This is a genomic window from Roseobacter sp. HKCCA2468, assembly GCF_037805105.1.
Taxonomy (GTDB): Bacteria; Pseudomonadota; Alphaproteobacteria; order Rhodobacterales; family Rhodobacteraceae; genus M30B80.
This window is the reverse complement of the sequence record NZ_JBBLYN010000001.1, coordinates 597,110-614,462: the sequence shown is the minus strand read 5'-3', so window position 1 is coordinate 614,462 and position 17,353 is coordinate 597,110. Positions and strand designations below refer to the sequence as shown.

At 56.3% G+C, this 17,353-nt stretch carries 20 protein-coding genes; 9 read left to right on the top strand and 11 right to left on the bottom strand.

Features of this window, described 5'->3' with window-relative positions:
* Positions 1-11: 11 nt before the first annotated feature.
* Entirely contained in the window at positions 12-539 is a 528-nt protein-coding gene (locus AAC620_RS03110) for a flavin reductase family protein (protein WP_340242763.1), read from the bottom strand.
* Positions 540-675: 136 nt separating this feature from the next.
* On the opposite strand from AAC620_RS03110, the gene speB reads away from it, so the two are divergent.
* Genes speB through ccmE form a run of 5 tightly spaced genes read left to right on the top strand, consistent with a single transcriptional unit; the run spans position 676 to position 4,912 of the window.
* Entirely contained in the window at positions 676-1,647 is a 972-nt protein-coding gene (speB, locus tag AAC620_RS03105) for an agmatinase (RefSeq protein WP_340242762.1), read from the top strand.
* Complete coding sequence (locus tag AAC620_RS03100) at positions 1,644-2,582, top strand: lysophospholipid acyltransferase family protein (protein ID WP_340242761.1); 939 nt, start codon at positions 1,644-1,646, stop codon at positions 2,580-2,582. Before speB ends, AAC620_RS03100 begins: the two co-directional genes overlap by 4 nt.
* Complete coding sequence (locus AAC620_RS03095; RefSeq protein ID WP_340242760.1) at positions 2,563-3,390, top strand: glutamate racemase; 828 nt, start codon at positions 2,563-2,565, stop codon at positions 3,388-3,390. The genes AAC620_RS03100 and AAC620_RS03095 overlap by 20 nt, the downstream gene beginning before the upstream one ends.
* A gap of 10 nt (positions 3,391-3,400) precedes the next feature.
* Positions 3,401-4,429, top strand: coding sequence for an N-acetyl-gamma-glutamyl-phosphate reductase (gene argC / locus AAC620_RS03090; RefSeq protein ID WP_340242759.1), 1,029 nt, complete (start codon positions 3,401-3,403; stop codon positions 4,427-4,429).
* 39 nt (positions 4,430-4,468) lie between these two features.
* Entirely contained in the window at positions 4,469-4,912 is a 444-nt protein-coding gene (ccmE, locus tag AAC620_RS03085; RefSeq protein ID WP_340242758.1) for a cytochrome c maturation protein CcmE, read from the top strand.
* Positions 4,913-4,922: 10 nt separating this feature from the next.
* Here ccmE and guaA read toward each other — a convergent pair whose 3' ends face one another.
* On the bottom strand, positions 4,923-6,506 hold the full coding sequence (guaA, locus tag AAC620_RS03080; protein WP_340242757.1) for a glutamine-hydrolyzing GMP synthase: 1,584 nt from the start codon (positions 6,504-6,506) through the stop codon (positions 4,923-4,925).
* A 173-nt stretch (positions 6,507-6,679) separates the two neighbouring features.
* On the opposite strand from guaA, the gene AAC620_RS03075 reads away from it, so the two are divergent.
* On the top strand, positions 6,680-8,227 hold the full coding sequence (locus AAC620_RS03075; protein WP_340242756.1) for a trimethylamine methyltransferase family protein: 1,548 nt from the start codon (positions 6,680-6,682) through the stop codon (positions 8,225-8,227).
* On the opposite strand, the gene AAC620_RS03070 is transcribed toward AAC620_RS03075, so the two are convergent.
* Complete coding sequence (locus AAC620_RS03070) at positions 8,182-8,520, bottom strand: DUF6477 family protein (protein WP_340242755.1); 339 nt, start codon at positions 8,518-8,520, stop codon at positions 8,182-8,184. The two genes, AAC620_RS03075 and AAC620_RS03070, sit on opposite strands and share 46 nt — an antisense overlap.
* Before the next feature lie 231 nt (positions 8,521-8,751).
* Between AAC620_RS03070 and AAC620_RS03065 the strand changes: the two genes are divergently transcribed.
* Positions 8,752-9,885: a DUF6456 domain-containing protein gene (locus tag AAC620_RS03065; RefSeq protein ID WP_340242754.1), complete on the top strand. Its 1,134-nt coding sequence runs from the start codon at positions 8,752-8,754 to the stop codon at positions 9,883-9,885.
* A gap of 76 nt (positions 9,886-9,961) precedes the next feature.
* Positions 9,962-10,912 (top strand): lipoyl synthase, encoded by a 951-nt coding sequence (gene lipA / locus AAC620_RS03060; protein ID WP_317654603.1) that lies wholly within the window; start codon positions 9,962-9,964, stop codon positions 10,910-10,912.
* Here lipA and AAC620_RS03055 read toward each other — a convergent pair.
* From AAC620_RS03055 to hpt, 4 genes are all read right to left on the bottom strand, one after another.
* A complete protein-coding gene (locus tag AAC620_RS03055) occupies positions 10,909-11,796 on the bottom strand; it encodes a cytochrome c (protein ID WP_340242753.1) in 888 nt (295 codons plus the stop codon). The genes lipA and AAC620_RS03055 overlap by 4 nt on opposite strands.
* A 22-nt stretch (positions 11,797-11,818) precedes the next feature.
* A complete protein-coding gene (locus AAC620_RS03050; protein ID WP_340242752.1) occupies positions 11,819-12,286 on the bottom strand; it encodes a c-type cytochrome in 468 nt (155 codons plus the stop codon).
* A gap of 185 nt (positions 12,287-12,471) precedes the next feature.
* Complete coding sequence (locus tag AAC620_RS03045) at positions 12,472-12,633, bottom strand: hypothetical protein (RefSeq protein ID WP_317654606.1); 162 nt, start codon at positions 12,631-12,633, stop codon at positions 12,472-12,474.
* A gap of 66 nt (positions 12,634-12,699) precedes the next feature.
* Positions 12,700-13,236 (bottom strand): hypoxanthine phosphoribosyltransferase, encoded by a 537-nt coding sequence (gene hpt, locus AAC620_RS03040; RefSeq protein WP_340242751.1) that lies wholly within the window; start codon positions 13,234-13,236, stop codon positions 12,700-12,702.
* 78 nt (positions 13,237-13,314) lie between these two features.
* Between hpt and AAC620_RS03035 the strand changes: the two genes are divergently transcribed.
* The gene (locus AAC620_RS03035; RefSeq protein ID WP_317654608.1) at positions 13,315-13,767 is read left to right on the top strand and encodes a type II toxin-antitoxin system RatA family toxin; all 453 of its coding nucleotides are present in this window, start codon (positions 13,315-13,317) and stop codon (positions 13,765-13,767) included.
* A gap of 48 nt (positions 13,768-13,815) precedes the next feature.
* Here the strand turns inward: AAC620_RS03035 and AAC620_RS03030 are convergent, their stop codons facing one another.
* The 4 genes from AAC620_RS03030 to AAC620_RS03015 all read right to left on the bottom strand — a co-directional run bounded on the left by AAC620_RS03030 (position 13,816) and on the right by AAC620_RS03015 (position 17,298).
* Positions 13,816-14,997, bottom strand: coding sequence for an ammonium transporter (locus AAC620_RS03030; RefSeq protein WP_340242750.1), 1,182 nt, complete (start codon positions 14,995-14,997; stop codon positions 13,816-13,818).
* A gap of 149 nt (positions 14,998-15,146) precedes the next feature.
* The gene (locus AAC620_RS03025; protein WP_340242749.1) at positions 15,147-15,626 is read right to left on the bottom strand and encodes a CinA family protein; all 480 of its coding nucleotides are present in this window, start codon (positions 15,624-15,626) and stop codon (positions 15,147-15,149) included.
* Complete coding sequence (locus AAC620_RS03020; protein ID WP_340242748.1) at positions 15,614-16,102, bottom strand: phosphatidylglycerophosphatase A family protein; 489 nt, start codon at positions 16,100-16,102, stop codon at positions 15,614-15,616. Before AAC620_RS03020 ends, AAC620_RS03025 begins: the two co-directional genes overlap by 13 nt.
* Positions 16,099-17,298, bottom strand: coding sequence for a bifunctional 2-C-methyl-D-erythritol 4-phosphate cytidylyltransferase/2-C-methyl-D-erythritol 2,4-cyclodiphosphate synthase (locus AAC620_RS03015; RefSeq protein ID WP_340242747.1), 1,200 nt, complete (start codon positions 17,296-17,298; stop codon positions 16,099-16,101). Before AAC620_RS03015 ends, AAC620_RS03020 begins: the two co-directional genes overlap by 4 nt.
* Between the last annotated feature and the right edge of the window lie 55 nt (positions 17,299-17,353).

Genomic DNA, 17,353 nt, shown 5'->3' with positions numbered 1-17,353 from the left:
GGCGCATCCCTTTATTTGGTTTCCGGCGCAAGGGCGCGAAAGCGGCGTTTGTGGTAAATCAGCGGGTCGGTCTGATCGGAGAGGGTCACGGCGCGCACCACGCCGAAAATCACATGATGCGTCCCGATGGTGTCTGATTTTAAGATGCTGCAATCAAAGGCGGCCAAAGCATCTGAGAAAACAGGCGCGCCCGTGGCAAGCGGGGCATAGGCCACCCCGTCAAAGCGCACAGCTCCTGTGAGGCCATGCCGGCCTGCAAAAATTTCTGCTATCTTATCAGATCCTTGGCCGATGATATTGATGCAAAATACGCCATTTTCCAGAATGACAGGCAGAGATGTCGAATTGGCATGAACGCAAATCAACATGGTTGGGCCATCGGCTTGGGTGTCTGGGTCTGCAGAAACGGAACTCATGGCTGAGACGGTCAAGCCGCCCAAACCTGCAACACCATCGGTGCTGACCACGCAGACGGAATTCGCGCAAAGGCTCATCGCGTCAATAAAATCTTGGCGCAATTTATCGGTCTGCTCGGTCATCTGCCCATCCTTTTTGATCTTTGGGGTAGATCTAGTCGAATTTAACCCTTGAGGCCAGTCGCCGCGGCGGGTTTGGCTTGAGTTTTTCCCAAAGCTGGAACAGAACGGATCAAGGACAGTAAGGGAGAGGCGCGAAATGGCGCTGGAAGATGCCAAAAGCCAAATTGATCTGGCCATTACGGCGGGATCGTTCAAAGGGCTTTCATTTGAGAATGCGTTTTCTGGGGTGCCTTCTTTTTTGCGCCGCAAACTGTCTAAAGACCTATCGGGGGTGGATCTGGCTATTACGGGCATTCCCTTTGATCAGGCGGTAACGCATCGCGCAGGCACCCGATTTGGCCCGCGCGCCATCCGCGCCGCCTCAAGTTTGCAACCTTTTGATCCGCCCTTTGGGTGGGATGGTTTCTCACCGCTTGAGGAATTTGCGATTGCCGATTACGGCGATATGGCACTGGATTATGCGCAACCCGCGCAGACGCCCGCCGCAATTGAGGCGCATATCGCAGGCATTTTGGCCCAAGGGGCGAATGTGATCAGCTTGGGCGGGGATCATTCGATCACCCTGCCGATTTTGCGCGCCCATGTGGCCAAATTCGGGCCCGTGGCGCTGCTGCAATTCGATGCTCATACCGACACATGGCCTGATGATGCACCTGCGCGGGTGGATCATGGAACTTTCTGCTACAAGGCGGTGAAGGAAGGTTTGATTGATGTTCAGCGGTCAATCCATGTGGGTATTCGCACAGTGGTGGACGACAATCTGGGCATCGAAATCATCAGTGCCCAAGATGTGGCGCGGCGCGGTGTGGCGGATGTGGTTTCAGCAATTCGCACGCGGCTTGGTGATGCGCCTGTCTATCTTTCCTTTGATATTGATGCCCTTGATCCGGCCCATGCCCCTGGAACAGGCACGCCTGTCTGGGGGGGCTTGAGCAGCCGTGAGGTTGCCTTGATCCTGCGCGGATTGGCGGGGATTAACCTAATCGGCGGCGATGTGGTTGAGGTTTCCCCCCCCTATGACACGGGCGAGATCACGGCGGTAGCTGCCGCCCATGTTGCGCTAGAGCTGATCTGCCTTTGGGGTTGGCCGAAGCGGGGGCGTGGATGACAGAACATCCCCGCAAATTAAAGCGCTATCAGGTGGCGCGTGATATCACCTATGCGACATCGGCGCAGACCCGAATGGGGCGTGCGGTGATACGCCTGTTGGAAAACACGACAGGGCGCCTGTCCTTGATCCGCCGTGCCGAAGGCTATGAGGATCAAGTGGCGGCAGGTCATGATTTTTGGCAGGTGATGTGCGATCGCTACGGCCTGAAGATCAACTATCACGGGGCAGGGCTAGAGGGCATCCCCGAGGCGGGGCCACTGATTTTGATTGCGAACCATCCGTTTGGCATTTTGGATGGGCTGATTATGGGTCATATCTTATCGCAGCGCCGTGGCGGGGATTTTCGCATTCTCGCGCATCAAATTTTCCGCAAGGCCCCCGATCTTGAGCGCATCATTCTGCCCGTCTCTTTCGATGAAACCAAAGAGGCGGTTGCGCAAAACATCACCACACGCAAGGCCGCGTTTTCCTATCTCGATCAAGGGGGCGCGATTGGCATTTTTCCTGGCGGCACAGTTTCGACTGCGGCCAAGCCCTTTGGCGTTCCGATGGATCCAGATTGGCGGGTCTTTACCGCGCGCATGGTCGCGCGTTCAGGGGCAACCGTGATCCCGATTTTCTTTGAAGGGCAGAATTCGCGTCTTTTCCAGATCATGAGCCATATCCATGTCACCTTGCGCATGGGGTTGCTGATCCGTGAATTTCGCAAACGGATGAAAGTGCCGCTTGAGGTGATTGTGGGCAGGCCAATTTCGCGGCAAGATATGGCAGCTCATCTGGACAATCCGCCCGCATTGATGGATTTTCTACGCAGCGAAACCTATCGCTTGAGCCAAACGCCGATTGACCCCCGCCTGCGCGGGTTTGAATTTGATCAAAAGCGTCTCGCCAAGCGGCATGAAAGGCAGGAAGATGGCGGTCGGCATATTTGACTCAGGCCTTGGCGGGCTGACAGTGTTGGATGCGGTCACGCGGCGATTGCCCGATTTGCCGTTGGTGTATTTTGGCGATAACGCACACACGCCCTATGGGGTGCGGGATGCAGAAGATATCTACCACCTGACCACGCGCGGGGTGCAATGCCTGTTTGATCAAGGCTGTGATCTGGTGATTTTAGCCTGTAACACCGCCTCTGCGGCCGCGTTGCGGCGCATGCAGGAGGGATGGGTTCCGAAAGACAAGCGCGTCCTTGGCGTGTTTGTGCCCCTGATTGAGGCGCTGACCGAGCGGCAATGGGGGGATAACTCGCCCCCCCGCGAAGTTGCGGTAAAACATGTGGCGCTTTTTGCTACGCCTGCAACTGTCTCAAGCCGAGCGTTTCAACGTGAATTGGCCTTTCGCGCCATTGGCGTTGATGTCGAAGCACAGCCCTGCGGCGGCTTGGTGGATGCGATTGAGATGGGCGATATGATCTTGGCCGAGGCGATGGTGCGCAGCCATGTTGAGGCGCTGTTGCGCCGTATGCCGCGCCCCGAGGCGGCCATTTTGGGCTGCACCCATTACCCGCTGGTTGAAGAGCATTTCCGCACGGCCCTTGGCCCTGATGTGGCCGTTTACAGCCAGCCCAATCTGGTTGCCGAAAGTTTGGCCGATTATCTGACCCGCCGCCCTGAAATGGCAGGTGCGGGGGCCGTGACGAAGTTTTTGACAACAGGCGACCCGCAAAAAGTATCGAATAAAGCTACACAGTTTTTGCGCCGCAAGATTGCCTTTGAACAGGCAGAGCTTCCTGATGCATGAAAGAGATGGAATGACAAAGAATATCGCGATCCTAGGGGCCTCTGGATATACGGGCGCGGAATTGGTGCGGCTGATCCATGGGCATGGGGGCATGGGCATCGTGGCCCTGTCGGGCGAGCGCAAGGCGGGCATGGCGATGGGGGATGTGTTTCCCTTTTTGCGTCATTTAGATTTGCCCGTTCTTCAGAAAATCGAAGACATTGATTTCACGAATATTGATCTGGCCTTTTGCGCGCTGCCCCATGCGACCTCTCAGGCGGTGATTAAAGATCTGCCGCGCGATTTGAAAATTGTGGATCTCTCCGCGGATTTTCGTCTGCGCGATCCTGCAGCCTATGAAAAATGGTATGGCCAACCCCATGCCGCCCCAGAATTGCAGGCCGAAGCGGTCTATGGCCTGACTGAATTTTACCGCGATGAGATATCAGCGGCGCGCCTTGTCGCAGGCACAGGCTGCAACGCGGCCACGGGGCAATATGCCTTGCGGCCTTTGATTTCGGCGGGGCTGATTGATCTTGACGAGATCATCATTAACATGGTGGTTGGCGTGTCGGGGGCAGGGCGTAGCCTTAAAGAGAACCTGCTTCATGCTGAACTCTCCGAAGGCACAAATCCCTATGGGGTGGGCGGCACGCATCGCCATTTGGGGGAATTCGATCAAGAATTCTCAGCCCTCGCAGGGCGCAAGGTTGAGGTGCAATTTACCCCCCATCTCGCCCCTTTTAACCGCGGGATCTTGGCCACAGTTTATGTCAAAGGCGAGGCTGAGGCGATTTACGACACATTGGCCGCGACCTATGCATCCGAGCCTTTCGTGCATGTGCTACCCTTTGGCGCAGCCCCCTCAACGCATGATGTGCGCGGCTCGAACCATGCCTATATAGGGGTGGCAAAAGATCGGCGCGCGGGCCGCGCGATTGTTTTTGCCGCGCTTGATAACCTGTGCAAAGGGTCATCGGGTCAAGCGATGCAAAACGCCAATCTGATGCTTGGGTTTGACGAAAAGCAAGGGTTAGAAAACCTCGCGCTTTTCCCATGATCCCGCGTGACGGCGTGATGGAATGATAGGTGTAAGACGATGCAAACATTGAAAAAAAGACGCCGTATTCAAATTGTGATGCTGGCTGTGTTTTTCCTTGGGGGCATGACCGCGCTGGTTGGGTATGGGTTTCGTGATGGCATCAATTTCTTCATGCCGCCCGCCGAGGTGGCCGAAAACCCGCCCGCAGCGAATAAAACCTTCCGCATTGGCGGTTTAGTCGAGGAGGGGACCTTGCGCCGCGGCCAAGGGGCGACCATCACCTTCAACGTCACCGATGGCGCGGCGTCCATCCCTGTGTCTTACACGGGTGTTTTGCCAGATCTGTTTGGCGAGGGCGAAGGCATGGTTGGCACAGGCCGCCTGATTAATGGCGTGTTTGAAGCAACCGAAATCCTCGCCCGCCATGACGAGACCTATATGCCCGAAGAGGTGATTGACGCTCTGAAGGAACAAGGTGTGTATCAAGCGCCCGAGAGTTAAGGCTCGCGCCTCACTCCCACTCAATGGTTCCGGGCGGTTTCGAGGTGATGTCATAGGTCACGCGGTTGATGCCCTTGACCTCATTGATGATACGCGTTGCGGTTTCGCCCAAGAAATCATGGCTAAAGGGGTAGTAATCCGCTGTCATCCCATCAACTGATGTCACAGCACGCAGGGCGCAGGCGTAGTCATAGGTGCGGCCATCGCCCATCACACCCACGGTGCGCACGGGCAGGATCGCGACAAAGGCCTGCCAAATCTCATCATAAAGCCCATGCTTACGGATTTGGTCGATATAAACAGCATCGGCCTTGCGCAGGATTTCTAGCTTTTCGCGCGTGATCTCACCGGGGCAACGGATCGCAAGACCAGGCCCAGGGAAGGGGTGGCGGCCGATGAAATGTGCGGGCAGACCCAGTTCACGCCCCAAGGCGCGCACCTCGTCCTTGAACAATTCACGCAAGGGTTCGACCAGTTTCAGCCCCATCTTTTCGGGCAGGCCACCCACATTGTGATGGCTTTTGATCGTGACGCTAGGCCCGCCAGAAAAGCTGACGCTTTCAATGACATCGGGGTAAAGCGTGCCCTGCGCCAAAAAGGCGGCACCTTCAATGCCATCGGCATATTTCTGGAACACATCGATGAACAATTTGCCGATGGTTTTGCGCTTTACTTCGGGGTCACTGATCCCTTCGAGCGCACCAAGGAACAAATCCTGTTCTTGCGCGTGGATCACGGACAGGTTCATGTGGTCGCGGAACATCGTGACCACTTCCTCGGCCTCGCCCATGCGCAGCAGGCCATGATCCACAAAGACGCAAGTGAGCTGATCCCCAATGGCCTCATGGATGAGGGCCGCCGCGACCGAACTATCAACCCCGCCTGACAGGCCGCAAATCACCTTAGCATCGCCGACCTGTTCGCGAATGGCGGCGACCGCTTGGTCACGATAGCCCGCCATTGTCCAATCGCCGCGGAAACCTGCGATGGAGAGAAAATTCTTATAGAGCTGCGCGCCATTGGGGGTGTGATGCACCTCGGGGTGGAATTGCACCGCGTAAAAACGGCGGTTCACATCGGCGGTGATCGCAAAAGGCGCGCCTGGGGAAGTGCCAAGCACTTCGAACCCATCGGCAATTTTGCTGACATGGTCGCCGTGGCTCATCCAAACCTGTTCGCGGCCATCTTCCGCGCTGAACCATCCATCCACAAAATCTGATTGGGCGGTGGTTTTTGTCACATAGGCGCGTCCAAATTCGGCGGTGGCGTGTTCGCCTGCCTCAACCGTGCCACCGAGATCCTGCATCATCACCTGCTGGCCATAGCAGATGCCCATGATCGGCACGCCCAGATCATACACGGCGCGCGGCGGGCGCGGGGATCCTTCGCGCATCACCGAATCTGGCCCGCCAGAGAAAATCACCGCCTTGGGGTCGAATTCCGCCAAAAACGCGGCATCGACATTTTGATAGGGGTGAATTTCGCAATACACATTTTGCTCGCGCAGGCGGCGGGCAATCAGTTGCGTCACTTGGCTGCCGAAATCAATGATCAGAAGCCGCTCATGGGATTGGGCAATGGGTTCTATCGTCATGTGCTTCGCATAGGCGAGGCTTTGCGCGCGCGCAAGAGCGCGAATGTCGCTTTCCCCTCGCAAATGGCGCAAATCGCCATCGCCCCCATTGTTTCGCAAGATAAAAGCGGCAACACACCTGCCCCGCAATTTTTGCGGGATTGAAATTTATGTCACTTCTAGAGGGCAAAATCATGAGCGAAGCAGCAGCAGATCGACGTCGGGGCAGAGGGGGTGGCGGAGCCGCCCGCCGTGCGGAGCGCAGCGCGCCCAAACTTGAAGCGGCGAAATATATCGAACGCAAAATCCCCAATCTCGAAATTCTCTCGGATGAGGCGCTGGAGATCATCGAGGCGAACGCGGAAACTGTTCTCGAAGAGATCGGTGTCAATTTCGTAGAAAATCCCGAGGCGCTGAAGCGGTGGAAAGATGTCGGGGCCGATGTAAACGGCGAGCGCGTGCGCTTTCCCAAGGGACTGCTGCGCAGCCTGATTAAAACCGCGCCGTCCTCGTTTATCCAACACGCCCGTAACCCAGAGCGCAGTGTTGAGATCGGCGGCAAATCTTTGGTGCTGGCCCCTGTTTACGGCCCTCCCTTCGTTTGGGACAGTGTCGGTGGCCGCCGTTATGCGACTATGGCTGATTTTCAGAAATTCGTGAAACTGGGCTATATGTCGAAATGGCTGCACCATTCGGGTGGCACAGTGTGCGAACCTACCGATATTCCCGTCAACAAGCGCCATTTTGATATGCTTTACGCGCATATGAGCCTGAGCGATAAGCCCTTTATGGGGTCGGTGACCGAACCATCGCGGGCGCAAGACTCGGTTGATATGTGCAAAATCCTGTTCGGCGAAGATTTCGCGACCAATAACACGGTCATGACATCGCTGATCAATATCAATTCCCCGCTGACTTTCGATGCAACCATGATGGGCGCATTGGAGGTTTATGCCGCGAATAATCAGGCTTGCATCGTCTCGCCCTTTATCGTGGGGGGCGCGATGGCGCCTGTTTCGGTTATGGGCACGCTGACCCAAGTGTTGGCCGAGGTGATGGTGGCTGTCGCCTATAGCCAAATGATCCGCAAAGGCGCGCCTGTGATATTCGGGGCCTTTGTGACATCAATTGATATGAATTCAGGCGCACCCACATTTGGCACGCCAGAAGCTGCGCAAATCACATATGGTGCAGGCCAATTGGCGCGGCGTTTGAACTTGCCTTACCGCTCGGCGGGGTCGTTTAACGGCTCGAAATTGCCCGATGCGCAGGCAGCCTATGAGACGTCAAATTCGCTGAATATGGGTTTGCTGTCTGGCGTGAATTTCATGCTGCATGCTTGCGGTTGGCTTGAGGGCGGCTTGGCCGCAAGCCCTGAGAAATTCGTGCTTGATGCGGATCAGCTTGGCGTGTTGCACCATCTGGCGGCGGGTGTGCCGATTGACGAGAATGCCCAAGCGATGGATGCGTTGCGCGAAGTTGGCCCGGGCGGGCATTTCTTGGGCTGTGCGCATACACAGGCGAATTTCAAAACCGCCTTCTGGAAAACCAATGTGCTTGATTACAAGCCCTATGAAACATGGGTTGATGAGGGCAGCCGTGACAGTGTGGCCTTGGCGGCTGCGCGGGTGGACAAAATGCTGTCGGAGTATGTCCAGCCCGCGCTAGACCCTGCGGTTGACGAGGCCCTCAAGGCCTATATCGCGCAACGCAAATCTGGGATGCCAGACGCCTTTATCTGAGCGTCTAGGTCACACGATCTTTCGCCGCCCCATGCCACAAGCCTGGGGCGGTTTTCTTTTGCGGCAGATGCATCTGTGCTTTTGCGCTCAGCCAGTTGGATCAGCGCAGCAAGGGTCGTGATATGTTGGGTGGGCGAGTAATGGGCGGCCCCGCTTAAGCGCGCAGTATTGAGGGCTTCTTCGCGTGCCAAAAGATCTTGGCTTGATTGGCGCAAGGGTTTTTGACCTGCGGCGGCAAAGCGCGCCGCGCGCACAAGAGAAGGCGGGCGGCGCATATCTTGAAGGGTGGTCATCAAATCAGCCATGGGGAGGGGTCTTTCTCTGATAAAGATTTACCCCCCAAGAATGCACTCGCATATCAAAGGCTTGCAGAATTCCGCGTACAGCGCGCGCGCGGCCCGTTTTTCTTTACGAAATTTAAAGAGTTTTCCCCATATTCGCAAAAATTAACCCTTCAGTAACCCTTTGCGGGAAATCTTTAACAACTTGACCGCTATGGTTGTTTGATCTGGGGGGCTCCATCCATGACTGATGATGATCTGACCTATCAGATTGATCTTCCCGACCCAGATCGGCTGACGGAGTTTTCAGACCCAGTGCAGCACTACATTTGCCACGTTCATTACGGGCTGACCTTCACCAAAATCGCCGCGGCCTATCACAGCCATCCCAGCACGATATTGCGCCATGTGCGCCAAATCGAAGATGCCCGTGATGATCCGCTTTTAGATCAGGCTTTGGCCGATCTCGATGATCCTCTCCCTCCCAAGGATGTTTCCCCTATGCCCTCAATTCCGAATGCTCATGCGTCAAAGCAGGCGCAAAAATCTCCCCCTAATAGCGATGGTGAGGCGCGGCGTATCTTGCGCCGTCTTTGCGAGAAAGACGCGGTTTTGGTTGTGGCTCAAGATATGGATCGCGCGGTTGTTTTGCGCCCAAATCTTGAAGGGGGGCAAACCCGCACGGCGGTGATGGATCGCAGCCACGCGCAATCTTTTGTGCTGAAGGATTGGATATGTGCCACGCGCAAGGGGCGGGTGGCCTCCTATCGGATTACGCCAACGGGGCGTTTGGCCTTGAAACGCCTGATCGAAGAAGATCGCCGCCGCCGCAAATCGGATGGGGATTTGGGGCAGGGGCCAAATGTCTTTGCCGCGCAGCATGCTGATTATGGCATCAAGCGCGAAAATTTTGCCAATGGCAGCCATACGCAGATGCGCGTTAACCTTAACGAGTCTCCCCTGTCAGGCTTGGCGCGGCGCAAGGGCGCCGATGGCAAGCCGTTTCTCAGCGCGCCTTTGGTGCAGGCTGCTGAACGCCTGCGCGAAGATTTTGAGCGCGCCCAATTGGGGCCGCGCGTGGCGCAAAATTGGGATCGGTTTTTGACCTCGGCAGATCGCGGCGTGTTTGGCGATGGTGGGATCGGCGAAGGGCCTGCCGCGGCGCGCAAACGTGTCTTGGATGCAATGGATCATTTAGGGCCGGGTCTGTCCGATGTGGTGATGCGGGTCTGTTGTTTCCTTGAGGGGATGGAATCGGCCGAGCGCCGCTTGGGATGGTCGGCGCGGTCAGGAAAGGTTGTTCTGAAAATTGGGCTGCAACGCCTTTTGGAATTTTATCAAACGCATCACGGCTTGGTGCCCGCCATGATCGAGTGAGGCAAAGTGATCTGCGGGGTTACAATCGTGTGGCAAAGGGATTAAATTACCCCCGCAACGTCACGGAGCCAGACCCATGCGCGACCTTAAATTGCCCGAGCAGCGTCACCCAGAAAAGGCGCATCGTCCCGATCAGGCACAGCCGAAAAAACCCTCTTGGATAAGGGTGAAGGCCCCTGTTGGGGAAGGCTATAAGGCCACGCATAAAATTATGCGCGAGCATAAATTGACCACCGTTTGCGAGGAGGCGGGTTGCCCCAATGTCGGCGAATGTTGGAGCCAAGGTCACGCCACAATGATGATTATGGGCGAGGTTTGCACCCGTGCCTGCACCTTTTGTAATATCGCAACCGGTAAACCGCCCGAGGCCTTGGATGTCTTCGAACCGGGCCGCGTGGCCGATGCGGTCAAGAAACTTGGCCTGAACCACGTTGTCATCACTTCGGTGGATCGCGATGACATTGAGGATGGTGGGGCAGAACATTTTGCCCAGACCATTCGCGCTATTCGCCGTCAATCCCCGGACACGACCATCGAGATTCTAACCCCTGATTTTTTGAAATGCGACCCAAGTGTTTTGGAAATCGTGGTGCGTGCAAAGCCTGATGTGTTCAATCATAACCTCGAAACTGTGCCGGGGCTTTACCCTGAGGTGCGCCCTGGTGCGCGCTATTTCCATAGCCTGCGCCTGCTGCAGCGGGTCAAGGAGATGGATCCAACCATGTTCACCAAATCTGGTATCATGGTTGGCCTTGGGGAAGATCGCCAAGCCGTGTTGCAGGTGATGGATGACATGCGTGCCGCCGATATCGACTTTTTGACCATTGGCCAATATCTTCAGCCAACCCCAAAACATCACGCGGTGGATCGTTTTGTGACGCCCGAGGAATTCAAGGCCTATGAAAAGGCGGCCTTTGGCAAAGGGTTCTTGATGGTTTCGGCCACACCTTTGACGCGGTCTAGCTATCATGCGGGCGATGATTTTGCCCGCCTCAAAGCGGCGCGTTTGGCAAAATTAGGCGCTTAAGGCAATTCTTTGAGATATTGCGCAATTGCGGCCCGATCATCGGGCTGCAGCATGGCCATGTTTCGGATCACATCGACCATATGACCGCCTGCACTGTCAAAGCTTGGGGTGAAGCCATCATTGAGATAGGCTGCGATCTCATCCTTTGGCCATGTCAATTCGTCTGGGGTGAGGGGGGGGATGCGCCCCTGTCCCGAAGGGTTTGGCGCACCTCTCAACCACGCGCCATGATCCACTGCGCCAAGCGCGCCGCGGGAGGTGTGGCATTCACCGCAATGCGCGAGCGCCTCAACCAGATAACGGCCCCGTAGGGCTTCGTCACTCAAGGGGGCCGTAACCGCATATCCCCGCTCAAGGTAGAGGGCCTGCCAGAAGAATAGGGCGGGGCGGATGTTGAAGGGAAAGCTCAGATCATGGTCGCGCGACAGGCTTGGGTCGGCAGGCAGGCTTTGCAGATAGCCATATAGATCAGCCATATCTTGAGGGTCAGCCAAACGATAAGCTGTGTAAGGAAAGGCAGGATAAAGGGGCAACCCATTCGGCTCGCGGCCATGTTGCATGGCGTGTAGGAACTGCGCCATTGTCCAATCGCCTATGCCTGCATTCGGATCAGGGCTGATATTTGGCGCGTAAAATGTGCCAAATTCCGTTTCAAAGGCGCGCCCACCTGCCAAGATCAACCGCGCCTCACCCTCGGCCCCGTTTGCTGCGTGGCATGAGGCACATCCCCCGGCCCAAAACACCCGCGCGCCGTTCTCTAGATTGGGGTCAGCGAGGGCCGCCATTGTGCTTGCCGTGATTGGGCTGCGCGGAAAGACCGCCCATATCAAAAGAAATCCGCCAAAAGCGGCCAAACTGGCGCTGAGGATCAGTTTCTTCCACATGGGCGGCCCCGTATCCTATGTCTTATTGGGGCTGGCGATAGGCATCGTGGCAGGCGCCGCAGCTGCCCCCCACAGGGCCAAGCGCCGCTTGCATCGCCTCAAGGCCGTTGCCCGCTGCGGCCTGCAACCCTGTCGCGGCTGTGCCAAAGGCCGCCCATTTTGCAAGAAAATCATCCTGATTTTCCCAAATGGCAGGCAAGGCGCGATTGGTCGTTGCGGCCATCATGTCGCTGCCTTCGGGCCAGTTAAAGGCTTGGTTCAATTGCGAAATTGCCGCCAGATTATCTGCCGCAATTTGCGCCTGTACCGCATCATAGTCTACTGTGCCGCGTGCCATACCGCCCAAGACCCCAATATTCAGCGCCATAATTTTGAACTGCCCCTGACGCGCACCAATCGCCCCTTCATTGGCAATAGCAGGCAGGCCCGCTATAGCAAGAGCAGCAGCCAGTAGGGTGGATTTGATCGTGAAACTTGCAGAAAACGTCATGTGAAACCCTCCGTTTCATGCGGGATTGTTAATCGGTCGTCCCAAATGACCCGTCCAGCATCAGGTCACCACCAGCAGTATCGCGACATTCAAGTACGAATGGCACGAAATTTATATGCAAATTTTGCACAAGACTTGTGCCATAGCGCGCTAAGGTCACAAGATTGTGAGAGACATGACCGGCCCTAACGCGGCGGTAAGGTTAGGGCATCGGGCCAAAATCCCAAACGCTCGGCAATAAAGATTGCAAATACAATCGCGAAAATCACCAACAGGCGCTTCACCTGCTGCGCCGATGGCGGGTTGCGCGCCCATTTGGCCGCCCGCATCAACCATATTGGCCCCATCTTACACCCCCAAAACCGATTTAGCCCCTGTCATATGGGGGCAGAATCGCCTTGGCTGCAATTGGCTTAGGTGAACCGCACGGCGCCGATATAGGGCAAATTGCGATTTCGTTGCGCGTAATCAATGCCATAGCCCACAACAAAATGATCGGGAATTTCGAACCCCGTCCATGTGGCGCTGATGTCCACCTCGCGGCGCACGGGTTTATCCAAAAGTGCGATGGTTTCCAACCGCTTCGGATCACGCGATTTTAACAGCGACAGAACATGGCTCAGGGTAAAACCCGTATCCACGATATCCTCGACAACCAACACATCGCGCCCCCCGATTTCGCCGCGCAAATCCTTGAGAATTCGCACCTCCCGCGAGGAGGTCATTTCATTCCCGTAGGAGGACGCCTCTAAGAAATCGACTTCAACAGGCAAGTTCAATTCGCGCAACAGATCCGCGATAAACATGAATGATCCGCGCAAAAGCCCCACAACCACCAGCTTATCGGTATCCTCAAATCGCGCTTCAATCTCGCGTGCCAATTCCTCGATCCGCGCGGCAATAACCTTGGCCGAGATTAAAACGTCAATTTCATAGGGGCGATCTGTCATTTTCTTGCGCTCATTACCTTGAATTCCGCCGCTATATCTAAGACATCACAAGGTGCAAAGAAAGATGAAAGGCTGTCTATGCCCTCCCATTCCGAGACGCGCACGCTGCCCTATCGCGCCCATGAGATCTATGATCTTGTGGCGGATGTGGCGCGCTATCCTGAATTCATCCCTTGGGCCGTGGCCGCACGCGTGCGCAGTGTGACAGATCAGGGCGACCATCGCGAAATGTTGGCGGATTTAATCGTGGGTTTTAAGATGTTCCGCGAAAAATTTGGCAGCCGCGTGCGCCTGTTCGATGCAGAAATGCGGATTGAAACCGCCTATATTGATGGGCCGTTTCACCACATGATTTCCAATTGGCGCATGCGCGATTTGCCCGAAGGCGGGTGCGAGGTCAGCTTTGATGTGGATTTCGAGTTCAAAAACCGCCTGCTGCAAGGGGCGGCAGGCATGTTTTTCCATGAGGCGATGACGCGGATTGTGCGCGCCTTTGAGGCCCGCGCAGAGGCGTTATATGGGAAAAAATAAAAAGCGGGCCTGACAGCCCGCTTTCATATCGTCAGGTAAATCTTTGATTTAGCTGCTCATATCATAGGCGCGTTCGCCATGGACGCTGAGATCAAGGCCATTTACTTCGGTCTCCGCATCCACGCGCAGCGGCGTGATCATGCCAACGAGTTTTACAAGGGCCACGGTCAAGACGATGGTGTATGCGCCCACCACCGCTAAGGCACCAAGCTGCGCCACCCATGCACCCTGTCCAAAGACGGCAATCATGATGGTGCCGAAAATCCCGCCCACACCATGCACAGCGAAGACATCCAATGTGTCGTCAATCTTGACCTTGTTACGGATCAAATTCACCGCCTCTTGGCAAAGAACGCCCGCAATTGTCCCGATGATCAGCGCCGCCACAGGCCCGACAAAGCCAGAGGCAGGGGTGATAGAGGCCAAACCTGCAATTGTGCCCGTGACGACACCCACAAGCGAGGTCTTGCCGTATTTTACGCGCTCCCACAGGCCCCAGCTGAGCGAGGCTGCTGCGGCAGAAATATGTGTGACCGTCAGCGCCATTGCCGCGCCGCCATCCGCCGCAAGCTGACTGCCGCCGTTAAAGCCGAACCAACCCACCCACAGCATCGCAGCCCCGATCATCACAAAGCCCGGATTATGGGGGGGCGTGGTTTGATTTTTCCGTGCGCCCAAGAAAACTGCGATCACCAAAGCCGCAAGGCCTGCGGTTTCATGCACGACAATCCCGCCCGCGAAATCGCGCACGCCTGTCTCGCCAAAGATGCCACCATCCGACATCATGCCGCCGCCCCAGATCCAATGCACGACAGGCGCATAAACGATCAGCATCCAAAGCGCAGAAAACAAAAGCACAAAGCCAAACCCAACCCGTTCCACATAGGCGCCCACAATCAAGGCGGGCGTGATAATGGCAAAGGTCATTTGGAACGCAAAAAACAGGATTTCCGGCAGGCTGCCAGACAGGCTATCTGCGGTGACCCCGTTGAGAAATGCCTTGTCCAACCCGCCCCAAAACCCCGAGGTGCCAGACCCAAAGGCGATGGAGTAGCCAAAAGCGAGCCATAAAATCGACATCAAACAGGCGATTGCGTAGCAATGCATAAACACGCTAAGCACGTTGCGCGCACGCACCAACCCCCCATAGAAAAGCGCCAAGCCTGGCAAGGTCATGAACAGAACCAACGCTGTGGCGACTATGATCCACGCTGTATCGGCAGCATTCATTGCATCGTCCCTTCTTTTGTCATTTGCCCGCCTCAAAGCGGGATTCATCTGACGAAAAAAGAGGCAAGCTGTGAAATGGGCGATGAAATCTTGGTCAATCTTCAAATTGGCGCGAAATTAATGCGCAAATTACACGCTATGCTTAAATTTTAATCGCTTTGCGAAATGGCGTCGTGCAGCAGGCGCAAGGCGTAATCGCGCGCGGCGATGCGCACATTCGCGCGTCCAAGCGCACCAAAATCAACTTGCTCGACCGCCACGCCTGCAGGGCTTGCAAGGCCAAAGCAAATGCGGCCCTCAGGTTTATGTGCGCTACCCCCAGGCCCTGCGATGCCGGTAATTGACACGGCCATCTCAACCCCCGCACGGGTTTTCGCGCCAAGGGCCATTTCACGCGCAACCTCGTTTGAAACCGCGCCGAACGCCGCAAGCGTCTCAGGCGAGACACCGAGAAGGTCAATTTTGGCCTGATTGGAATAGGTAACAAAGCCGCGCTCAAATACGGCGCTTGATCCTGCAATATCGGTCAGCGCGGCACTGACCATCCCGCCCGTGCAGCTTTCGGCAGTCGCGATGCGCAGCCCCTTGTCGCGGGCCGTCTGGATGATATCCGCGCTTAAATCAGCCATAGATGCGCAATAGCGGCCAGAATTGCGACCACAAGCGCGGCAAGCCAGCCTGCAATCACATCATCCATCATCACCCAAACCCCGCCGCGCTTGGCATCTGCCCAAGCCACGGGGGCGGGTTTCCAAATGTCGAAAAGACGAAACGCGATAAAGGCCGTCAGAATGCCTGGCCACAGCGCCAAGATAGAGACATCTGCGAAGATCGCCCCATAAGAGACGGGCCAGAGCGCGATCCATTGTCCTGCGACCTCGTCAATCACGAATTCCGATGGGTCATCTTCGGCGCCACTGCGGATTTCTGTTTCAATCGCCCATGATCCAAGGGCAAAGACGGCGATTGTCGCCGTGGCAAGCAGCCAAAACCCGCCCAATTCATGTAAGGCCCATGCAAGCGGCAGCGCGGCCAAGCTGCCCCATGTGCCAGGGGCAGGGCGCAGGCGACCCACGCCAAAAACAGTTGCAATCCAATATGTCATGGTTTCACCAATGTGACTGTGGCCATTGCGGCGATCCCTTCTTTGCGGCCTGTAAAGCCCAGTTTTTCGGTTGTTGTGGCTTTGACCGATACGCGATCTAGGTCGATGCTCAGCAATTCTGCCAAACGCGCACGCATCGCGGCTGAGACGGGCCCGATCTTTGGGGCCTCGCACATGAAGGTCAGATCAACATTACTGATCCCATAGCCACGCGATGCTGCCAGTTTGACTGCATGAATGAGGAAAATGTCGCTTTGCGCGCCTTTCCATTGCGGGTCGGATGGCGGGAAATGGGTGCCAATATCCCCTTCGGCCAAGGCCCCGTAAATCGCATCTGTTACCGTGTGCAACCCAACATCCGCGTCCGAATGCCCTTTGAGCGCGCGATCATGCGGAATTTTCACCCCGCATAGGATCACGTGATCCCCCGCGCAAAACGCATGAACATCAAAGCCATTACCAATCCGAATATCCATTGCGCCGCTTGCCCCTATGACATGGCCCGCGCGGATAAAATCCGCCGCTGTGGTCAGTTTAAAATTTTGTTCATCCCCCGCAACCACCTTAATTTTCACGCCATGCGCTAGGGCAATTGCGACATCATCTGCGGCGTCTTCGCCTGCGGCGGCATAGGCTTGTGAAATGGTGGAATAATGAAAGGCTTGTGGCGTTTGTGCGCGAAACAACCCATCTCGAGATTGAATTTGTGAAACGTGGCCTTCGCCCGCGCGCCACAGGGCATCGGTCATGGGCAGGGCAGGTGCGGCAGCAAAACAGCCGGGTTCGCGCAGCGCGGCAATCACATCTTGCACGATGCGGGTCGCTACAAAGGGGCGCGCGGCATCATGGATCAAGACATGGGCGGATTTATCACTCACGGCGGCCAAACCCGCCTGCACCGAGGCGCTGCGCGTGGCCCCGCCGAGGGCGAATGTGAGTAGCTCGGCATCCGCGCCAAGCGCCTCACGGGCGAGCGCCTCATCATCGGGGTGAATAACCACGATGGTTTGCGCGAAATCCGCAGCATCCCAGAGCGCCTGAACGGCGCGGCGTAAAACGGGGACGCCCCCCAAGCTGCGATATTGTTTGGGCAAACCGCCGCCTGCGCGCGTGCCCCGACCCGCGGCCACAACCAGCGCCACGAGCGGTGCAGCCGTCAAACAGTGTGCGGTGTGGGATGGGCCAGATTTATCCATGGATCAGGTGATAGGGGCTAAGCCTATGACGCACAATACGGATCAGCGTCCTGCA

Bases quoted from the DNA above. Each gene is read 5' to 3' on its own strand.
- AAC620_RS03095 (WP_340242760.1), top strand. From the start codon at position 2,563: ATGGCGGTCGGCATATTTGACTCAGGCCTTGGCGGGCTGACAGTGTTG.
- ccmE (WP_340242758.1), top strand. From the start codon at position 4,469: ATGCAAACATTGAAAAAAAGACGCCGTATTCAAATTGTGATGCTGGCT.
- AAC620_RS03070 (WP_340242755.1), bottom strand. From the start codon at position 8,520: ATGACCACCCTTCAAGATATGCGCCGCCCGCCTTCTCTTGTGCGCGCG.
- AAC620_RS03100 (WP_340242761.1), top strand. From the start codon at position 1,644: ATGACAGAACATCCCCGCAAATTAAAGCGCTATCAGGTGGCGCGTGAT.
- lipA (WP_317654603.1), top strand. From the start codon at position 9,962: ATGCGCGACCTTAAATTGCCCGAGCAGCGTCACCCAGAAAAGGCGCAT.
- AAC620_RS03055 (WP_340242753.1), bottom strand. From the start codon at position 11,796: ATGTGGAAGAAACTGATCCTCAGCGCCAGTTTGGCCGCTTTTGGCGGA.
- speB (WP_340242762.1), top strand. From the start codon at position 676: ATGGCGCTGGAAGATGCCAAAAGCCAAATTGATCTGGCCATTACGGCG.
- argC (WP_340242759.1), top strand. From the start codon at position 3,401: ATGACAAAGAATATCGCGATCCTAGGGGCCTCTGGATATACGGGCGCG.
- AAC620_RS03065 (WP_340242754.1), top strand. From the start codon at position 8,752: ATGACTGATGATGATCTGACCTATCAGATTGATCTTCCCGACCCAGAT.
- AAC620_RS03045 (WP_317654606.1), bottom strand. From the start codon at position 12,633: ATGGGGCCAATATGGTTGATGCGGGCGGCCAAATGGGCGCGCAACCCG.
- AAC620_RS03015 (WP_340242747.1), bottom strand. From the start codon at position 17,298: ATGGATAAATCTGGCCCATCCCACACCGCACACTGTTTGACGGCTGCA.
- AAC620_RS03035 (WP_317654608.1), top strand. From the start codon at position 13,315: ATGCCCTCCCATTCCGAGACGCGCACGCTGCCCTATCGCGCCCATGAG.
- guaA (WP_340242757.1), bottom strand. From the start codon at position 6,506: ATGACGATAGAACCCATTGCCCAATCCCATGAGCGGCTTCTGATCATT.
- AAC620_RS03020 (WP_340242748.1), bottom strand. From the start codon at position 16,102: ATGACATATTGGATTGCAACTGTTTTTGGCGTGGGTCGCCTGCGCCCT.
- AAC620_RS03050 (WP_340242752.1), bottom strand. From the start codon at position 12,286: ATGACGTTTTCTGCAAGTTTCACGATCAAATCCACCCTACTGGCTGCT.
- AAC620_RS03110 (WP_340242763.1), bottom strand. From the start codon at position 539: ATGACCGAGCAGACCGATAAATTGCGCCAAGATTTTATTGACGCGATG.
- hpt (WP_340242751.1), bottom strand. From the start codon at position 13,236: ATGACAGATCGCCCCTATGAAATTGACGTTTTAATCTCGGCCAAGGTT.
- AAC620_RS03075 (WP_340242756.1), top strand. From the start codon at position 6,680: ATGAGCGAAGCAGCAGCAGATCGACGTCGGGGCAGAGGGGGTGGCGGA.
- AAC620_RS03030 (WP_340242750.1), bottom strand. From the start codon at position 14,997: ATGAATGCTGCCGATACAGCGTGGATCATAGTCGCCACAGCGTTGGTT.
- AAC620_RS03025 (WP_340242749.1), bottom strand. From the start codon at position 15,626: ATGGCTGATTTAAGCGCGGATATCATCCAGACGGCCCGCGACAAGGGG.